We start from the raw sequence: 19,172 nt of genomic DNA, 5'->3' as shown, positions 1-19,172 counted from the left end.
GAATCAAATATTTAGGAGGTTATTGTGGAGATTAGGCAGATATTAGAAACTAAACGCGATGAGATATTACGAATCGCAAATGCTCACCATGTCTGTAACCTAAGAGTATTTGGTTCAGTCGCCCGTGGTGATAGCGATGAGAAGAGTGATATTGACTTTCTAGTAGAGTTGAACCCCGGCTGCGGACTACTCGAACATGCAGCGTTAGTAAGAGAGTTAGAACAACTGCTCGGACGAAAAGTCGATGTCGTTAGTGATAAAGGCCTTCGCCAGAGGATAAAGGATAGAGTTCTTCGAGAGGCGGTGCAAATATGAGAGCTAATGTCAGAATTGATCACAAAATAATAGCTGAATTCTGCGTAAGCAACCATATAAAAAAGCTGTCGCTTTTTGGTTCTGTCTTGCGGGATGATTTTAGACCTGATAGTGATGTTGATGTTCTGGTTGAGTTCGAACCTGATTTTCGTATTGGATTTATCGGGATGGCCAGCCTTGAGATCGAGCTTTCTCGCATCATCGGCCATAAGGTTGACTTACGAACCCCAAATGAACTCTCTCAATACTTCCGAGATAAAGTATTAGCCACTGCCGAGGTTCAGTATGCTGCCTGAAGATGACATTATTCGTTTACGCCATATGCTGGACGCCGCTGTTGAAACTATGGAGTTTATCGAAGGCTACGCTAGAGCTGATCTGGAAAAGAACGCAATGCTTAGCCGGGCCATTACCCGTGATATTGAAATAATTGGTGAAGCTGCCGGCAAAGTAAGTACTGAAACTCGTGAGCACTGTCCTGCATTACCATGGGAAAGTATCGTAGGAATGCGTAACAGACTAATCCATGGCTACTTTAATGTCGATCTCGACCGTGTCTGGGATACTGTTACTGTCGACCTTCCAATTCTTATCACTGAGTTGCGCTTTATCCTTTCCAAGATACAATACTAGTAATTCACCCCAATGACCTCTTAAACTCTATTCCTGGGTATAATCTTATATAGATTTAACAACCTCAGATTGTGGGACGGACAACATCACCGTTTCGAATTGTTCGGAACTGTTCGTCTAAAGGTAGAAAGGGCTATTCCGGATGTTTCAAGCACCTTTGCCTCCTGTTTATTCTCAGATGGCCGAGGAAGAAGCGCAGCAACGTATCGCTGATGCGAAAATGAAGTTGGGCAGCGATCTCGTCATTCTCGGTCACCACTATCAACGGGAAGAGATCATCGTCCACTCTGATTATCGCGGCGATAGCTTTAAGCTGTGCAAAGATGCGGCCAACCACCCCGATGCCAAGTACATCGTCTTTTGCGGTGTGCATTTTATGGCTGAAAGCGCTGACATTCTCACTTCCGATAGCCAAAAAGTGATCCTGCCGAACTTAGCTGCCGGATGCTCAATGGCGGATATGGCGAATATCGAACAGGTTCATTCTTGCTGGACGCAACTACCCGAGGGAGTGCTGCCGATTACTTATATCAATTCCGCCGCCGATTTGAAAGCATTTGTGGGTGAGCATGACGGCTCGGTATGCACCTCTTCCAATGCGACGGCAGTGATGAAATGGGCATTGGGAAGGTCTGAAAAGCTGATTTTCCTTCCCGATCAACACCTTGGGCGCAATACCGCCTTCAAACTAGGTTTTGATCCCGACGAAGATATGGTCTTGTGGGACCCCATGCTGCCATTTGGGGGAAATACGGAAGATAAACTGCGTCAAGCGAAGATTATCCTTTGGAAAGGCCACTGCTCAGTCCACTGCCGATTTAATGTCAATCAGATTGAAGCCGCGCGAAAAGTTTATCCGGGTATTAAAATAATCGTCCATCCCGAATGCCCTCTTGATGTCGTTAAAAAAGCCGATCTCGATGGTTCGACTGAGTTTATAATAAAGACTATAAGAGCATCGGAGCCGGGCGCAAAATGGGGCATCGGAACTGAGATTAATTTGGTCAAGCGTTTGGCGAACGAGAACTCGGACAAGTTTATCATGTGCCTCGACCCGGTGGTTTGCCCGTGCGAGACCATGTACCGAATTCATCCCAGCTACCTCTGCTGGGCGCTCGAAAATCTGGTCGAAGGTAATATCGTCAACCAAATAACCGTCCCGGAAGAAATTGCATCCCAGGCGCGCATCGCGCTAGAAAGAATGCTGAGCATCACCTAAACCCAACGATGGCTGAACTGATTTGGCGGGGGAAGTATGATAAGGAAGGCTGCCGCGTCCAACCGCCGCGGGAGGCTCTGCCATTCGAAACTTTAGAATCTATGAGCGGGAAATCACTTAATTCCCCTCTTTTTAGCGAACCCAATTGGCAAAATCGGTTGATTTTTGGCGATAAACGCGCTGTTTTGCCCTCTTTACTGCCTGAATTCCAAGGCAAAGTGACCCTCATCTATATTGACCCCCCATTTTTGACCGGCTCTTCTTTCAACCACAAAACGGCCATCCCTGATAATCCACAGGCATTCTTGCAGCAGGATGCCTATGAAGATAATTGGGGCAAAGGGCCGGATGGGTATTTACAGTGGTTTTATGAGACGATCGTGCTGCTGAAGGACCTATTGGCTGATAACGGTAGCCTTTACGTCCATCTCGACTGGCACATCACTCACCATGCAAAGCTGATTTTGGACGAGGTCATGGGGGCAGAGAATCTGGTGAACGAGGTGATCTGGTATTACCGCACCGGCGGAGTGCCTGAGAAGCTGGGGTTCGGCAAGAAACACGATAATATCCTCTTCTACGCCAAGAATAAAGCGAATGCCATTTGGAACCGTCAGAAGGAGAAATCCTACCTCAAACACCGTTATGGCTTCAGCAATGTGGAAATACTGCATGACGATAATGGTTTCTATACGATGGCCGGGATGCGCGATGTGTGGGATATTCCAGCACTAAGGGGTAATCAGCCGGAGAAAATTGACTATCCGACCCAAAAACCTGAAGCATTGGTTGAACGGATTATAAGAGCTTCATCGAACGAGGGGGATTTGGTGCTGGACTGCTTCTGCGGTTCGGGCACAAGCGCAATCGTTGCTGAAAAGCTGGGAAGGCGATGGATTGCTGCCGACCAAAATAATATGGCAATCCACCACACCCGCAAACGGCTTCTTTCAATCCCAAATGCAACACCATTTGCTATTCAAACTATTGACGATAATGAGTATAGCGGCAATTCACTCACGGTTACTATTGAAGCTAATGAGAAGATGGTTGAGCTTAGTTTGAATGATGTGGTTATCGCTGAAGAGAAGGTGCGGCAGGCGATTTCTCACTGGTCGCAGGGAGTGGATTATTGGGCGATTGATTGGGATTATCAGGGGGATATTTTTCGAAACGATTGGCAAAGCTACCGGACTCGTGCCAACAGCGATCTTTTATTAATTGCATCCCATAACTATGAAGCGCCTGGCAGTTATCAGGTGGCCGTTCAGGTGATTGATATTTTCGGTAATGAGGCGCGTAAAGTCATTTCTGTGAAGGTGATTTAACGTCTTGAGGCGAATTATATCAAGAGGAGACATTCATATGCGTTTTATGTTGGGCTTGCTGGGGATTTTGTTGGTGGTTGCCGTGTTTGGTCAGACAGCAACCGAACTGATTAATAAAGCGATTACGGCACATGGCGGCGATAAGGCCGTTCGCCAAATGGCGCAGAGTGGACTTTGGGGAAAGGAGTATCGGTTGAATGGCGTGGTAATCCCCTTGACCATCTGGCAGCGGGGGGATTGGATACGTTTGGACTATCAGATGGAAGTCGGCGTTGCCACGAAAGTAGTCACCCCTGATACTGCTTGGCAACGTTTCCCGGGTGGGGATTCGGTCGATGCGCCGATATTAGAGGCAGGCTCCATAAGAGAATCACGTCGTCATACCCTCAAATTGCTACTGGATGCTCAACAAGGCCTTGCCTTAACCTCAGTTGTCGGCGCAGAGAAATTGCCCGATGGCAGAGATGCGATCCGAATGGACACAATCGCGCCAAAAACCTCCCTTTGGTTTGACCAGAGTTCAGGGCTGGTCATTGGCCTTTCCTATCGCGCTTATAGCGATATCGCTCGAAAAGAAGCGGATTTACTGAGTATATTTAGCGATTATAAAATGGTCGAAGGCGCTCAAATTCCTGGGATTGAGCTGCAATATGTCGATGGGAAACAGACCGTCGAGGTTCGGACGCAATCAGTCGTATTCCAAACTTCTATCACCGATTCGATCTTCGCCCGTCCGAATTCAATTTTCAAACAAGTTGGCTCGAAAACCCCACGCGTTGATTGGGCATCAGTGCCGGCGACTCCCGTCTTTACCGGAACCTATGAATGCCTGATAGACGGCAAGACAACGGATTATTCGGAAACTTTCAGCCGATATAAAGTAACTGGCGGTTGGGCAGTTAAGAGTAATATCCAATCACACAACTACCGATTGGACACCCACGATGAGGTCAATGGCAGTTTTCGGCCAACGCTTTCAGTTGCGCTTCGAACCTTGCCATCCCGAACCGATGGTATTGAAGTCACCTGGCGAGATATCAATCCTCGCGTTCGGGCTTTTGGAGAAGCGGAGGGCACGATCACTCTTACACTTCCATCCAGGGAATACTGGCTTTTCAGCGGCGCTTTCGCCTCTCTCTTCTGGCCGTCACCAAGTTCGGAAGGCAGCACCTTCTCTCTCACTCGATTTTCCTTCAACACCACAGCGCCCGGCTCTCTTCTAGGCGGATGGACTTCGTCATTAATTACCTACGTCGGCAAAGAAACCCTCGTCCTTCCCGCCGGCAATTTCGAAACCGTCCACTACCGCCAATCCACCACCGATTACTGGATAGACCAATCCCGCCGATTGGTAGTTAAAGTCCAATACTCCCCTGCGTTGATTTATCAGTTGAAAACCATTTCAGGAGAAAAACCACCCCCGTAGCCCCGGCGTCCCATCGGCCTTTTGACACTCTATGGGGACATCCGTAATATAGAATTCGCACTAAGCAATATGAATTTCCCCCTCTGTTATACCAGTGCCAAACGGAAGAATTTGATTGCGTTGGGGGGGTGAAAAGTGCCATTATATGATTGGCGGGATGCAGTAAGACATTTCGCAGATTCTGCAGATTCTATGGAGGAAGCACATGGCAATTAAAGTAGGAATTAATGGATTTGGCCGCATTGGCAGACTAAGCATGCGCACAATCATGGGGAAGTACCCAGGCGTTTTTGAAGTGGTCGCTATCAACGATCTTTTCGACTCGAAAACTAACGCATATCTTTTCAAGTACGATACAAACTACGGCATCTGGCCTGAAGATGTTTCGGCAGATGGTAATAGCATTAAAGTCGGCGATCGCAGCATAAAGGTTTTCGCTGAAAAAGACCCCGCAAAGATTCCATGGGGCGATCTTGGCGTCGAGATGGTCCTTGAATCGACGGGCGTTTTTACTGACGCTAATCACGACACAGTAAAGGGCAAGCCGGGCGCTCGCGCTCACATCGATGCAGGCGCAAAAAAGGTCGTTATCAGCGCCCCTGCTAAGAACGAAGATATTACAATCGTCTTAGGGGTTAACCAAGACAAATACGATCCGGCTAATCACAATATCGTTTCAAATGCATCCTGTACCACCAACTGTCTCGCCCCCGTTACAAAAGTTCTCAACGATAGCTTTGGCATCGATAAGGGCTTAATGACAACGGTACACGCCTATACTAACGATCAGCGAGTTCAAGATCAAGCACACAGTGACTTGCGACGTTCAAGAGCCGCTGCCGAGAATATCATTCTCACCAGCACCGGAGCTGCAAAAGCGCTTCACCTGGTCGTTCCTGAGTTGAAGGGCAAGCTAAACGGCTATTCTTTGCGCGTTCCGACTTCAACTGTGTCGGTTGTTGATTTGGTTTTAACTTTTCAAAAATCAGTTACTGCTGAACTGATAAATGAAGCTATCCTCGCTGCCGCCAACGGACCGATGAAAGGTTATCTTGGCGTCACCAATGAACCGTTAGTTTCGGTTGACTTCAAAGGCGATCCCCGCAGCTCTATCGTGGATGCTACCTCCACCATGGTCATCGGTGATAACATGGCAAAGGTTATCGCCTGGTATGACAATGAGTGGGGTTACGCATCCCGTGTGGCCGACCTTCTCAACTTTATGGCAGAGAAGGGTCTGTAAGAAAAAGCGTTTCGTTACTAAAAAAGGAGGCATTGAAGCATAAATGCCTCCTTTTTTTGAGCGTATGACTTGACAACTTTTGTCGTTTGCGCTAAGATACATAATAATGAACGCTTATTAGATGTCGTTCAAAAGGACTGAGTTCGATTAAGGAGGGTCTAAAATGGCTATGAAACAAGAAATTAGTTTGCCTGTTGCAATTGCGGTAATTGTTGTTGTGGTTTTGATTGCCTTGGGGATCATGTATATGAGATCGAATACATCAACAGCTCCCGTAGTACCAGCGCCACCTGTTTCGCAACCAACAACTGTTCCCACAACACCAGTGCCGCCAACAGGACAATAATTAGTTCGGTCGGAAATAGTGTAGGCCGGGTAGTTTTATCCGGCCTTTCACCTGTATATACGCTATGAACCGATCACTTATAGCCGACTTTCGATGAGGTCGGTTAGTGGTGATTTTGGTTTATTTTAAAGATACTTCACGTATTACACCACTTCCTCCGGCATCGTCCTCTTCAATAAAACGCTGTCAGGTTGATATTTTAGGTTGCTGTAGAGCATAATATTGTTCCGTTCACATGCCCCGGTCGTCTAGCGGTTAGGACATCGCCCTTTCACGGCGAAGATCACGGGTTCGAATCCCGTCCGGGGTATAAACTTCCTCCTTTTTAATAGGACAAACCACTTCTCAATCAGCTATTGTTAACTTTCTAACAAGAAAGCTAACTTATGCAAAGGGAATTAACTCCATTCACCATTGACAATCATGTTCACGTCACATATAATAACAGTTACTGAATCCGTGCCGTGGTCGCAGTATTTGCGGCATGCGGTTATCCTCATATGAGCGGTGGGTCAAATTGAGCAAATTTAAAGTTGTTGTTACCGATTATGTCTTTTCCAATCTTGATCCGGAGAAGGAAGTGCTTTCACCGGTTGACGCAGAGGTTGTTGCGGGGCAAAGCAAAACTCCTGAAGAGGTCATCGAGTTGGTGAAAGGGGCGGATGCCGTCCTCAACACCTACTATGGCCCCATCGATGGCGCTGTGATGGACGCCATGCCGGACTGCCGCATTATCGTGCGCTACGGCATTGGGGTTGACACCATCGATATTGCCGCCGCTACTCAGCGGGGCATTATGGTGGCGAATGTTCCCGATTACTGCATCGATGAAGTTTCCGATCATGCGTTGGCGATGATGCTGACGTTGCTACGAAAGCTGCCAGTGGGCGATAAAGCCATTAGAAACGATAACTGGAAGCTCGGTGTGCTCAAACCGATGAGACGCATCAACACTCTCACAGTCGGCATCATTGGGATGGGCCGAATAGGGAAGGCCATCACTTCTAAAGTGGCTGCTTTTGGACCGAAAATAGTGTTTTTCGACCCCTACTTTAAGGGTGAAATTGCTGCTAAGGAGGTCGATTTGCCGATTTTGCTCAAAACTTCGGATGCAATCATCGTGCAAGCGCCTGCAACCCCTGAGACGAAGCATATTTTGAACGCTGAAGCTTTTGCGATGATGGAGAGCAAACCGGTGATTATAAACTGTGCTCGCGGCGAACTCATCGAAACGGAAGCGCTTATCGAGGCGCTTGAAAAAGGGCTTATCTCCGGCGCTGGGTTGGACGTCATTGAGAATGCGCCACCATTTCCGACTGATAGCCCGTTATTTAAGTTTGATAATGTAATCCTGGCTCCTCATTCGGCTTGGTTCTCGGAAGAGGCGCTGCAGTCATTGCAGTTTCTGGCCGCACAAGAGGTCGCTAGAGCCTTGACGGGCGAATGCCCGAAAGCGCTCCTCAACCCGGACGCGCTAAAGAACCGTAAGTAGTTAATTCAAAAGATAGGCCAACACAAGGAGGCAAGAAATGAAGGAATTCGGACTGTTTATTAACAACGAGTGGCAACAGACCTCTCGAACCTTTGAGAGCATTAATCCCGCTACGGAAGAACCGATTGCCCGCTTCGCTTTGGCCGATGAGGCCGATGTTGATTGCGCGGTGATGGCTGCCCGCAAGGCATTTGACAGCGGTGTATGGTCGAACATGCCTGCTTCTGAGCGCGGACGCATTCTGCGCAGAGTTGCTGACATCATGACCGCTCGCAAAGAAGAGTTTATGATGGCTGAAACTCTCGATACCGGCAAGCCCATTATCGAGAGCCGTAATTTCGATATCCCCATGGCAATCGATTCGATTGAGTATTACGGTTGCCTAGTGGTCGATATGGTCGGAAGGAACATTCCCTGCAGCGCGCCCTGCATAGATTACACCATTCGCGAACCTATCGGCGTAATCGCGGCCGTTATCCCTTGGAACTTCCCGTTGGTGTTGGCTTGCCGCAAGCTGGGGCCAGCTTTAGCTGCTGGCAATACCGTTGTAATGAAGCCCGCAAGCTGGGCGCCGATGACAACGGTAATGATGGGAGATGTATTTAAAGAAGCCGGTATGCCGGCAGGTGTTGTGAATATAATCACCGGCGCGGGTAGTAAAGCCGGAGCTGCGCTCAATCGCCACCCGGCGATCGATAAACTCAGCTTCACCGGTTCGACCGAGGTCGGTAAGGATGTCTTGAACGCCTCGGCGGTTGGTATCTGTGCTTGTTCACTAGAGTTAGGCGGCAAGTCTCCGGCGATTGTTTTGGACGACATCAGAATCGAGCAAGCAGTTGATGGCATTCTGTTCGGAGCATTCCTCAATCAAGGTGAATGCTGCTGCGCTGCCACTCGCGTTTTGGTTGATAAGAAAGTCCACGGTCCGCTGGTCGAAATGTTGGTCAAGAAGGCGAAGACCATCAAAATCGGCCCCGGACTTGATGAAGACACTCGCATGGGACCGATGGTTTCTGCTGAGCAGCGCGATGCGGTCATGCGATACATTGAAGAGGGCGTTGCAACTCTAGGTAAGCCCGTTGTTGGCGGAGGAAATGCCGGACGAGACAAAGGTTACTATGTCGAACCGACAATCTTCGACAACGTGCCAGTCACCAGCAAACTCTACAAAGAGGAAATCTTCGGCCCGGTGCTGACTGTTACTGCTTTCGATAACGTCGAGGAGATGATCAAGTCGGCTAACGATACCCCATATGGCCTGGCGGCGAGCATCTGGACTGGCGATGTAGGCAACGGCCAACGATTGGCTGCCCAGCTTCGATCCGGCACCGTCTGGGTGAACACCCACAACTTCGTATTCAACAATGCCCCCTATGGCGGTTTCAAGGAGAGCGGTCTAGGCCGCGAACTAGGCCGAGAGGGTTTGGAAGCATACACGGAAGTCAAAAACGTCATTAGTTGGGTCGGAGAAACCGGCTTCAACTGGTACGGATAAGGAATACGTATTACGCAGTGCGTATAACGTATTTATGAAAAATCACGATGCTTCGGTAGCAGAGCGAAGCGGCGCTGCCGGAGCCTTCTTTCTGATGTAGGGGTAGGGCAAGCCCTGCCCCTACACGAAATATCCACGTCACTCTGAGCTTGCCAAAGGGTCTTCCGGAAGATTCCTCGACAAGCTCGGAATGACGTGCCTTCGCTAAAGCTACGGCACGTTTAGATCTGAAGCTGACGAGACGCGGTGAGCTGACAGCTTCCCCGCTGACTTGAGTAAATATATGATAATTAATATGAGTTACGGCAGGAAAGGTCTGCCGATTGAGCTGCCGAATGACTGGAATGTAACGGTGGTTAGTAAGCCGAATATGCCGGTTCAATTCAACCCGTCGGAGGCAATTCGTACGGCGCTGGCGAACCCAACCGGATCGAAGACGCTCATTGAAGAAGCACGAGGGTGTAAGAGCGCTTGTATTGTTATCTGCGATATTACTCGCCCAGTCCCGAATAATCTTTTTCTTCCCATTATAATCGATGAGCTTTTGGCAGGTGGATTGCAACCCGATGCCATCACGATATTAATCGCGACCGGTTTGCATAGACCGAATATAGGCGATGAGGTAAAGGAATTGATAGGGGATGAATGGGTCCTCAAAACGGTGAAGATCGTTAACCACTTTGCCGAAAATGACGATAGCCATGTTGACCTCGGCACAACGACCCGTGGCACCCCTATTCGAATCGATCGCCGATTAGTTGAAGCGGATTTGCGAATTCTCACTGGATTGGTTGAACCTCATTTAATGGCCGGTTATTCTGGTGGGCGAAAATTAATAGCTCCGGGGGTGGCCCATGCGCAAACAATCTCATCACTCCATTCAGCCCGTTTTCTAGCCAATCCTCTGGCCGATAATTGCATTTTAGACGGCAATCCGGTGCATCAGGATCAATTGGAGATATTAGCAAAGGTCGGCAAGTGCCTGGCGCTTAATACAGTCATTGATGAGAACAGGCGGCTTTCCTATGTTTCATTTGGTGATACGGTTGAAAGCCATCTTGAAGCCGTCCGTTATGTCGATCGATATGCAAAGATATCGCTGCCGCGCAAGTACAAAACAATCATTACCAGCACGGCGGGGTATCCTCTTGATAAGACTTTTTATCAGACTGTTAAAGGCGCGGTCGGGCCATTAGGAGTGCTTGAGCAAGGGGGAAACCTGTTTGTGGTCTCTGAATGCTCGGAAGGGTTAGGCTCAAAGGGGTTCGTTTCTTGCCAAAAGCGCTTAGTCGCCAAAGGGGTGGATGGCTTCCTGGCCGAAATTATGCCTAAACAGTTTGCCGATAACGATGAATGGGGCACCCAATGCCTAATCAGGGCGATGCAGCGAGGCAATATTTATCTTTATTCAGAAGGGTTGTCTGAAAAGGATCGAAAATTGACAGGGGTTCATGTCATCGATAACTTAGAAGAGGCCATTCGAAAGAGTGTTGAGGAAACAGGCGATAAGAATGTGGTCGTTATCCCTGAAGGACCTTACGCCGTTCCAGTTAGTGAGTAATGCTGAAAGGAAAAACTTATGAAAATTGCAAGATTTGATGTTGGCGGAGTAGTTAGCTACGGAATTATTGAAGGTAATAAAGTGAAGGCGCTTGAAGGGTTGCCTTGGGAGGGTATGGATCCAACCGGCAAGGAATATGACGTCAGCGCGGTTAAGCTATTGGCGCCTATTGAGCCGCCGGATGTGATTGCAATCGGCCTTAACTATAAAGCGCATGCGACCGAGGGTGGGATGAAGTTCCCGTCTGCGCCGGTCATCTTTTTAAAGGCTACTAGTACAGTAATCGGGCCAGGGGATGATATTGTTCTACCGAAAATGGCTCCTAGCGAAGTTGATTATGAAGCGGAGTTGGTCATTGTTATTGGCCGAACTTGTCGGCGTGTAACTGAGTCTGAGGCTTTGAGCTTTGTGCTTGGCTACACTTGCGGCAATGATGTCAGCGCGCGTGACGCTCAGTTGAAGAATGATATCCAATGGGCGCGAGGAAAGAGCTTCGACACTTTCTGCCCCTTAGGCCCCTGGATTGAGACGGAAGTCGATGGCGACAATCTCAATCTTTCTATCAAGCTAAACGGCGAAGTTATGCAGTCGACCAACTCCTCCGATATGATTTTCTCCTGCGCCAAATTGGTTAGCTATTGCTCCCAATTTGCCACCTTGCGACCAGGAACGGTGATCATGAGCGGCACCCCATCAGGCGTCGGTTTTGCCCGAAAACCACCGGTCTTCCTAAAACCCGGCGATAAAGTTGAAGTAACCATCGAAGGCATCGGCTCCCTATCCAACCCAGTTAGCGCAGAGGTTTAGTAAGGTCTTTCGAATTTCTTCGACTAACAAGTACGTCCTTAATTGGCTAGACTGGTACAATGTTGGCGATGATGAGATGGCGAAGACCTCAGATTGAACCGCGGACTTTAATTGTTGGACTTGGAAACCCAGGTGCCGAGTATGCGGATACTCGGCATAATATTGGGTTTCGAGTAATTGAAGAGCTGGCTCGTCGGCATAAGATCAAACTGGAGACACGGCGATTTCGCTCCCGATTTGGTCTTGGAATGATTAATGGCGTCGAAGTATGTTTAGCTATACCAATGACTTTTATGAATCTAAGTGGGGAAGCTATCGCCTCATTAGCACGCCATTTTAACCTAAAGCCTGATAAAATATTAATTATCCTGGACGATATGGCGATTTCTGTAGGACGTATTCGTGTTAGAGCCAGTGGTTCGCCTGGTGGGCATAACGGATTAAAAAATATCGAACGCCTTCTTCGTACTCAGGAATATTCACGCATAAGAATCGGGATTGGTTCGTCGAGTGGTGAAGCAATCGATTATGTGCTTAGCTCATTCAAACCTAATGAGCGTGTTCAAGTCGAGAAGTCGGTTGATCGTGCAGCAGATGCGGCAGAGTTTTGGCTTGTAGAGAGCATTGAAAATGTTATGAATAAGTTCAATCAGAAGGAGGCAAATTCGGATTAGGTATTCGAACGAGCTTCCTGGTAATAATACGGTAATTAGTTGCTCCATAATGCGATAAATCAATATTGGGACATCTCTTGCAGTTTTGATTGAAAAGTCATATAATAGCTATTGTGAAAAAGCTGGAATGTATTATTCGGCCTCATAAGTTGGATGAGGTTAAAACGGCAGTTGCAGAACTTGGTATTCAAGGGATGACTGTGCTTGAGGTGCGCGGAAGTGGAAGTTCACCTGAAGCGCGAGAATCTTTTGGCGGGGCTGAGTATATTATTTCTTTGCCTATCAAAATCAGGCTCGAAATGATCGTGCCTGATGATCAGGTTGAGGAAGTTATCGAGACCGTAATGCGTCACGCTCGTACGGGTCAACAGGGTGACGGCAAAATATTTGTCGCCCCATTGACCGAAGCTATGCGTATCCGCACAGGCGAACGAGGCGATATCGTTTTATAGACTTTGATTTAGCAGCACCTTATACAAAGGGATAATCCTTAATTTAGATTAAAGGAGCTATCAGTGCGTAGTGTGCGCGGGTTCACGTTGATCGAGCTGTTGGTCGTGGTAGCCATTATAATCCTTCTTGCCGGGATGTTATTTCCGGTATTTTCCCATGCACGCAACAAAGCCCGTCAGGCAACGTGTCAATCCAATCTTAAACAACTCGGTAAAGCATTCGTTATTTACGCCACTGATTACTCCGGTCGTTTCCCTGCCCCCGGCGGTTATGAAGGCGGTCTACGCGGGCCGATGGTGAAAAGCGCATGGGTCACCTCAATGGGTACAGGGTTAGGCAAGGATATCGGTGGCCTCTGGAATTATGTCAAGCAACGCGGCAACGCCAGCAATTCCGTCTGGTCATGCCCGAATGCTATCCCCGGTGATCCGAACCTAAGTTATTCTCCAGGACAAAACTATGTCATGAATGACTTTCTTCGCGCCTGGCATCCGGGCGAAGATAAAGTAGCCGATGTTTCAACCTTCAATGTAGCAGGTTGGTGCACAGGAATTAATCCCGATCTTATCGGCAATAAGGAGGGGCTTGCAAATGTTATCCTCCTTTATGAAGGTGCGCAATATAAAGATGCCAAAGGACATGCCGCCATTTATCGTAATGGCAGCCCCTATTTCTGCAAGTCAGATGTTTTCGTTAATTGTTTGAGTTCATATACGCCCCCACTTCCTTCCCAGGCGCCCCAAAATTACCATGCGGGTAAATCCAATTTTCTGTTCTGCGATGGCCACGTAGCACCTTTAGCTCCCGGCCAAACCTATGCCGACACCGCCAAAAATCGTCTAACAATGAAAGCCCATAATGTCGCCCTCTATAATCTTACATCCAAACTCCCCGAATACACTTTCGCTGCCCCCACCGATAAATGGAACCCCGATACCCCAGGGGTGTCTTACCCATAGGTTCCAGAGAAGGTGATAGGAATTAGGTACGGATTAGGCGAAAGAACGATTTGGAGTGTCCCCCTTTTAAGGGGGACATTTTCTGTACCCTATCACCAAAAACCTTTATCCAAAATGCTCATTTTGTGGGACTTTTGGACTGATTTTCTATTGCTCCTTGCTTCAAGATCGGAAATGTCTAAAACCAAAAGCTGTACAGGAAGGGCGGATGGTGCTATAATCTCACCGTGCAAACGCTTGTGCGAAACAAAGTGGAGATCCAGGTTTTCCAGGATCGACATTGGCCCGATATAGTTGCCAGGGATTGGCGAGAGCTTCAACAGGAATCTGAGAGCGCCACTATTTTCCAGACATGGGAGTGGACCTCAACTTGGTGGAAGCATTTCGGTGAGGGCAAATATCCCTACGTGATCTGCGTTCGTCTCGGCGATGAGCTTATCGGCATCGGAGCTTTTTATGAGACTAGCGGAGCATGGGGCGCGTTGCGGTTCATGGGAAACGGTCATGCCGATTATCATGGGCTGCTTGCTCGAACTGGCTTCGAAAAAGAAGTTGCTCGTAGGGTTATGTGTCATCTAATGCGCCACCCAACTGCCCACTTACTCGACCTGCATCAGGTTCCTGACAACTCGCCTTTACTGGGTGTTGCACTGCGAATGCCAGGGGCGTGGCGCAAACTCCAAGCTGTCTGCTCGCGACTTGAATTGCCGGATACCTGGGCTGACTATCTTTCATACCTCGGACGAAACATGCGTTCGAGTCTAAAACGCTACGAGCAAGCGGCAACTCGCGATTATGACTTCTCAGTATCGCTTGCTGACGTTAATCAAGTCGACAAAGGGCTAAAATCGCTGTTTAAGCTGCACCAAAAACGATGGCAACAGCGTGGCCAGCCAGGAGCCATGTTTATCCGTAGTATTCAAAAGTTCCATCGAGAGTTTTCAAAGCTTGCAGCGGAGCAAGGATGGCTTCGTTTACACATGCTCGAACTCGATGGGCACACTCAAGCAGCCTTATATGCTTTTCGCTTCGGTAAGGGCTACTATTTTTATCAATCAGGGTTCAATCCAAAGTTTGGGAAGTTAAGCCCTGGCACACTCACTCTTAGTCATGCGGTGAGAACGGCCATCGGTGAACGATGTGAGTATTTCGATTTTTTAAGAGGCCAGGAAGGCTATAAAGCCCGCTGGCGTCCACAGTCCTATATATACAATTACCGAGTGCTTGTGCCCATTCGCGGACTTATGGGGCAAGCAGCGTTTGCTTGGAATCGCTTGGGCGATAAAGTGGAACATGCGGTCAGGGAACGACTTGAAGGTGGACTAGGCGACCACGAAGAATAGTTGATTGCTAGCTGCCATAACCGTTACATTCCAAGATATTAACTGATACGTTTAATCTAATCAACTCCGAAAATCAGACTCTTCAGAAACACAGAACAAAGGAGAAAGGTGGCGATATGGACATCATTGCCAATTTGCATTCTTATCCGCTAACGAGCAAAGCGATTGCAATAGTGACCGCACTGCTGCCTTTAGAGCCTGGCCAGTGAAAGTTGCCGCAGTAATTCCTGCCTATAACGAAGATAAACGGCTTGGCGGCGTGCTGGAAACAGTACTCCAAGTGCCGTGTGTTCATGAAGTCATCGTGGTAAGCGATGGCTCGAAGGATAACACCTATCAGGTTGCCTGCAGCTTTGATGGCGTTCGCGCTTTTCAACTCGAAGTCAATGCCGGTAAAGGCGGGGCGTTATATGAGGGCGTGAGGCAAACTGATGCAGAAATCATCGTCTTTTTAGATGCTGATTTGGAAGGTCTTAAACCTGTCCATGTCGAGAAATTAGTAAAACCAGTAGCCGAATGTGGTGCTGATATGTGTATCGGTGTTTTTAGAGGAGGTCGCTGGTTTACGACTCTTTCACAAATAATCAGCCCCAACATCAGCGGTCAACGCGCAATTAAACGCGAACTTTTCCTCAAAGTCCCCCATGTCGTTGAATCCCGCTTCGGTATCGAAGTTAAAATCAACAAGTTCTTCCGCCGAAAAGGCTATACGGTCAAAAGAGTCGTCCTTCACGGCGTAACCCATACCGTCAAGGAAGCCAAAATCGGTAAAATTAAAGGCTCATTCGCCCGAATGAGAATGTATGCCGAAATCCTAAAGGTTTACTTCTTCAACTCCCACGGCAATTAACTCCTATATTAATTTCGTTTCCACTGCATGAATAAGCACTGTTAGCATCCAATTATAATCTTTGAAAATGAAGCAAACTAAGGGGTGAATATTTCTTTCGCAGATTTTGTCGAAAATTGAAACATTCTCTATTAGTTCTTCCGGTATATTAAATCAAAGGCTAGGTGGGTTAAGATGCAAACTGGTGATCGGTTGCCGTTGTTCCCTTTAGATATGGTGCTGTTCCCGCATATGCAGTTACCGCTTTATGTCGCTAATGAATCCTATATGAGGATGGTAGACCGCTGTATCGAGTTTGACGAGCCGTTTGGTATTGTTCTTATCCGTACAGGTAGTGAAAAGGACCATTCTGTTGAGCCTTATCTTGTCGGCACGACCGCTCGTGTGAGGAAGGTCAAACAGCTCGATGACGGGATTAACATTCTTGTCGAAGGCGAGGAACGCTTCCGGATTCGAGAACTCGATGATACGCATCAACCATATCTCATCGGCACTATCGAACCACTTGATGAGAACAACTTGCCAAGTTCGCCCTCGGCTCGCAAGCTACTCAAGCGCGCACAGGGAAGTTTCAAAATCTATTTAGAGCTTTTATTCGCCTCACATAATGTTCCGATTAGCGTTCATTTCCCAACGGATGCGGCTGTGCTATCTTTTGCTATGGCGATGGCGCTCGATACGGATCCGCTACACAAGCAACACTTTTTGGAGCTAACTGACACCCTTGAACGCTTTTCAGAGTTAATCCCGCAAATCGAACAGCGAGTGGATGAAATGAAGATGTCGCGAACGACCCAATTGGATCATGAGTCGTTTGCTGAAGAATGGTATTCACCGAACTAGTCTGTGTTCAAGACAGTATCGTCGGCCAATAATGTGAAGCCTTTTCCCCCAACCAATTGTGCGCGTTGACCGACTAATGCATCCACTAAAGGACGACCCATGTTTTCAACAAAAGCTTCTCGCATCAAAATGCTTCTGGAGACGGTTGAATTCGTAACACAAACCCCATCGCTTAATGACACGTTTGGGCCAATAACAGCATCTTTGAGTTGGCAGTTATTGCCGATGATGCACGGGCCTTCGATAACAGTATTTCCTTCTAGCTTTGACCCTTTGCCGATAACGACTTGGCCGTTAAGTCGGCAGCTTGGGGTGACTATCCCTTCAATGCTCGTCTTGATCTTGGCGAGCCAGTAGTCATTGGCTTGAAGCATATAATCAGGGGTGCCGGAATCTTGCCACCAGCCATCATAAATACCCGCACGGACATCCGCACCCTTTTCGATGAGCATATGGGCGGCATCGGTTATTTCCAATTCACCTCGTCCGGAAGGCTTAAGGTGGGGCAGAACCTCCCAAACCTTCGGGCCGAAAAAATAAATACCGGCTAGCGCCAAATTTGAGCGTGGTTGCTTGGGTTTTTCTTCCAGATGAATAATCCGGTCTTCTTTAACTTCGGCAATCCCATACCGCTGCGGATCGGGTACGGGGGAGACCAAGATGAGCGCATCGGGATTAACTTTATCGAAAGCTTGCTTGTATACGCTGAAATCAGCATCATAAAGAGTATCGCCTAGGTAAAGCATGAAGGGTTCGCGGCAAATAAAATCATCTGCGCAGTTGACCGCATGTCCGAGACCTTTCGGCTCGGGCTGAGTGATGTAGCTGAGCGAAACACCCAACTCCGCGCCATTTCCAAGCTCAGCGGCAATCAAAGCGCCCTGCTCACCCACCACCACTCCAATGTCAACTACCCCTGCCCGCCTCATCGCCTCGATGGCATACACCAGTGTGGGTTTATTCGCGATAGGAAGCAGCGGTTTGGGGACCGTATAAGTCAACGGCCGAAGCCGAGTCCCTTTTCCCGCCGCCAATATAAGTCCCTTCATAATTAGCCCTCAGATCAACCCATAGCGCCCTTCGGATTCTTTCTGTGTATTGACCCCTTTGTATTTCCCCTTGGAAAGGGGAAAACTTAACCGGATCTGCCTTTTGTTTCGCCTTTAACCCTACTACCGTTGTACGTTAAAAATAACCTTGCTGCCGTCTCGATCTAGTTGGAAGGTTAATTCTTTTAAAGACTTTAAGGCTTCTCGGACAGAGGCTTGGCGATCAGGAGGACAGAATAGGAGGAGAAAACCGCCTCCGCCTGCGCCGGCAACTTTGCCACCGATTGCCCCTGCGTCCAAAGCGCTTTCATAGTGACTGTCTATATCACCGCTGGAGATGCCACTGGCAAGCCCCTTCTTGTGCTGCCATCCGGCATGCAAAATTCGTCCTACTCGACTGAGAGGCGCGTCCGATTCGAGTACTTCGCGCATCTCATCAGCTTGCTTTCGCATCACACTTAATACTTTCATCTTGTCATCGATATTCGATTTCTGCTCGGTCAAGATGGTACTCGATTGCCTTGTTCGACCGGTGAAGAAAAGAAGGACTTGTTCGGAGAAACGTAGAAGGCGTTCATCGCTTATCTTGAGGCGTTCTGTACTCACTGAACCGTCCTGACAAAATCTAAACGAACGCAGGCCGCCATAGGCAGCAATATATTGGTCTTGTTTGCCAATAGGCTTACCAAGAATATCGATCTCGATTTCGCAAGCTTCCTTCGCAAGCTGTTCGGCAGTGACCAATTCACCCTGATAAGCGTAAAGTGCATGAAGCACACCGACGGTGACACTGCTGCTGGAACCTAAACCGCTGCCTTCCGAAGGAATATCGGCCATTGTCGAGATTTCAACACCGCCTCGAAGACCAACCTTCCTCATCGCCTCGCGCACTAGCTCATGCTGGAGATCATCAATCTGCTCCACCATCTCAGTCGTGGAATAACCGAGGCGGATTTTATCATCGAAGCGGGCTTTGATGATGATGTAAATATATTTATCGATAGCAGCCGAAACCACTCCGCCTTCTTCTTTCTCATAGAAGCCGTGAAAATCGGTGCCCCCGCCTGCAAAACTAATTCTCAAAGGGGTACGTGTTACAATCACTTGGTGTTATCTCCTAATTGAGCAGCTTCGAG

20 protein-coding genes and 1 tRNA gene are annotated in these 19,172 nt (G+C 48.2%); 19 read left to right on the top strand and 2 right to left on the bottom strand.

The genetic code is table 11. The features are described from left to right. The first annotated feature begins 24 nt into the window (after nucleotides 1–24). The 19 genes from WCO51_01220 (at nucleotide 25) to WCO51_01130 (ending at nucleotide 16,987) form a co-directional block, all read left to right on the top strand. Complete coding sequence (locus WCO51_01220; GenBank protein ID MEI6511880.1) at nucleotides 25–315, top strand: nucleotidyltransferase family protein; 291 nt, start codon at nucleotides 25–27, stop codon at nucleotides 313–315. After that, nucleotides 312–611, top strand: a complete 300-nt coding sequence (locus WCO51_01215; protein MEI6511879.1) for a nucleotidyltransferase family protein — start codon at nucleotides 312–314, stop codon at nucleotides 609–611. Before WCO51_01220 ends, WCO51_01215 begins: the two co-directional genes overlap by 4 nt. Then, nucleotides 601–948, top strand: a complete 348-nt coding sequence (locus WCO51_01210; protein MEI6511878.1) for a HepT-like ribonuclease domain-containing protein — start codon at nucleotides 601–603, stop codon at nucleotides 946–948. Before WCO51_01215 ends, WCO51_01210 begins: the two co-directional genes overlap by 11 nt. Before the next feature lie 142 nt (nucleotides 949–1,090). Then, a complete protein-coding gene (gene nadA / locus WCO51_01205; protein MEI6511877.1) occupies nucleotides 1,091–2,167 on the top strand; it encodes a quinolinate synthase NadA in 1,077 nt (358 codons plus the stop codon). A gap of 8 nt (nucleotides 2,168–2,175) precedes the next feature. Further along, entirely contained in the window at nucleotides 2,176–3,495 is a 1,320-nt protein-coding gene (locus tag WCO51_01200) for a site-specific DNA-methyltransferase (protein MEI6511876.1), read from the top strand. Nucleotides 3,496–3,532: 37 nt separating this feature from the next. Then, on the top strand, nucleotides 3,533–4,921 hold the full coding sequence (locus WCO51_01195; protein MEI6511875.1) for a hypothetical protein: 1,389 nt from the start codon (nucleotides 3,533–3,535) through the stop codon (nucleotides 4,919–4,921). A gap of 205 nt (nucleotides 4,922–5,126) precedes the next feature. Next, nucleotides 5,127–6,164: a type I glyceraldehyde-3-phosphate dehydrogenase gene (gene gap, locus WCO51_01190; protein MEI6511874.1), complete on the top strand. Its 1,038-nt coding sequence runs from the start codon at nucleotides 5,127–5,129 to the stop codon at nucleotides 6,162–6,164. Between the two features lie 163 nt (nucleotides 6,165–6,327). Next, nucleotides 6,328–6,510 (top strand): hypothetical protein, encoded by a 183-nt coding sequence (locus WCO51_01185; protein MEI6511873.1) that lies wholly within the window; start codon nucleotides 6,328–6,330, stop codon nucleotides 6,508–6,510. Between the two features lie 237 nt (nucleotides 6,511–6,747). Continuing rightward, nucleotides 6,748–6,820: transfer RNA gene (locus WCO51_01180), tRNA-Glu, on the top strand. Between the two features lie 207 nt (nucleotides 6,821–7,027). After that, nucleotides 7,028–8,002, top strand: coding sequence for a C-terminal binding protein (locus WCO51_01175; protein MEI6511872.1), 975 nt, complete (start codon nucleotides 7,028–7,030; stop codon nucleotides 8,000–8,002). 37 nt (nucleotides 8,003–8,039) lie between these two features. After that, on the top strand, nucleotides 8,040–9,497 hold the full coding sequence (locus WCO51_01170; protein MEI6511871.1) for an aldehyde dehydrogenase family protein: 1,458 nt from the start codon (nucleotides 8,040–8,042) through the stop codon (nucleotides 9,495–9,497). Between the two features lie 295 nt (nucleotides 9,498–9,792). Further along, nucleotides 9,793–11,058, top strand: coding sequence for a nickel-dependent lactate racemase (gene larA / locus WCO51_01165; protein MEI6511870.1), 1,266 nt, complete (start codon nucleotides 9,793–9,795; stop codon nucleotides 11,056–11,058). Nucleotides 11,059–11,076: 18 nt separating this feature from the next. Next, nucleotides 11,077–11,865 (top strand): fumarylacetoacetate hydrolase family protein, encoded by a 789-nt coding sequence (locus WCO51_01160; protein MEI6511869.1) that lies wholly within the window; start codon nucleotides 11,077–11,079, stop codon nucleotides 11,863–11,865. A gap of 68 nt (nucleotides 11,866–11,933) precedes the next feature. Next, nucleotides 11,934–12,539, top strand: a complete 606-nt coding sequence (gene pth, locus WCO51_01155) for an aminoacyl-tRNA hydrolase (GenBank protein MEI6511868.1) — start codon at nucleotides 11,934–11,936, stop codon at nucleotides 12,537–12,539. An 89-nt stretch (nucleotides 12,540–12,628) separates the two neighbouring features. Beyond that, complete coding sequence (locus tag WCO51_01150; GenBank protein ID MEI6511867.1) at nucleotides 12,629–12,991, top strand: P-II family nitrogen regulator; 363 nt, start codon at nucleotides 12,629–12,631, stop codon at nucleotides 12,989–12,991. A 63-nt stretch (nucleotides 12,992–13,054) separates the two neighbouring features. After that, complete coding sequence (locus tag WCO51_01145; GenBank protein MEI6511866.1) at nucleotides 13,055–13,951, top strand: DUF1559 domain-containing protein; 897 nt, start codon at nucleotides 13,055–13,057, stop codon at nucleotides 13,949–13,951. 251 nt (nucleotides 13,952–14,202) lie between these two features. Further along, nucleotides 14,203–15,294, top strand: a complete 1,092-nt coding sequence (locus WCO51_01140) for a GNAT family N-acetyltransferase (protein MEI6511865.1) — start codon at nucleotides 14,203–14,205, stop codon at nucleotides 15,292–15,294. Nucleotides 15,295–15,499: 205 nt separating this feature from the next. Then, nucleotides 15,500–16,144: a glycosyltransferase family 2 protein gene (locus tag WCO51_01135; protein ID MEI6511864.1), complete on the top strand. Its 645-nt coding sequence runs from the start codon at nucleotides 15,500–15,502 to the stop codon at nucleotides 16,142–16,144. A 174-nt stretch (nucleotides 16,145–16,318) separates the two neighbouring features. Beyond that, on the top strand, nucleotides 16,319–16,987 hold the full coding sequence (locus tag WCO51_01130; protein MEI6511863.1) for an LON peptidase substrate-binding domain-containing protein: 669 nt from the start codon (nucleotides 16,319–16,321) through the stop codon (nucleotides 16,985–16,987). Here WCO51_01130 and WCO51_01125 read toward each other — a convergent pair. Together WCO51_01125 and WCO51_01120 are read right to left on the bottom strand one after the other, a co-directional pair. After that, nucleotides 16,984–18,036: a glucose-1-phosphate thymidylyltransferase gene (locus tag WCO51_01125; GenBank protein MEI6511862.1), complete on the bottom strand. Its 1,053-nt coding sequence runs from the start codon at nucleotides 18,034–18,036 to the stop codon at nucleotides 16,984–16,986. The two genes, WCO51_01130 and WCO51_01125, sit on opposite strands and share 4 nt — an antisense overlap. 123 nt (nucleotides 18,037–18,159) lie before the next feature. Then, nucleotides 18,160–19,140, bottom strand: a complete 981-nt coding sequence (locus WCO51_01120; GenBank protein MEI6511861.1) for a GHMP kinase — start codon at nucleotides 19,138–19,140, stop codon at nucleotides 18,160–18,162. Nucleotides 19,141–19,172: the final 32 nt, after the last annotated feature.

It is taken from the genome of bacterium (assembly GCA_037131655.1).
GTDB lineage: Bacteria > Armatimonadota > Fimbriimonadia > Fimbriimonadales > JBAXQP01 > JBAXQP01.
Note: the sequence above shows the minus strand (reverse complement) of the source record. Positions and strands in the feature narration are given on the sequence as shown.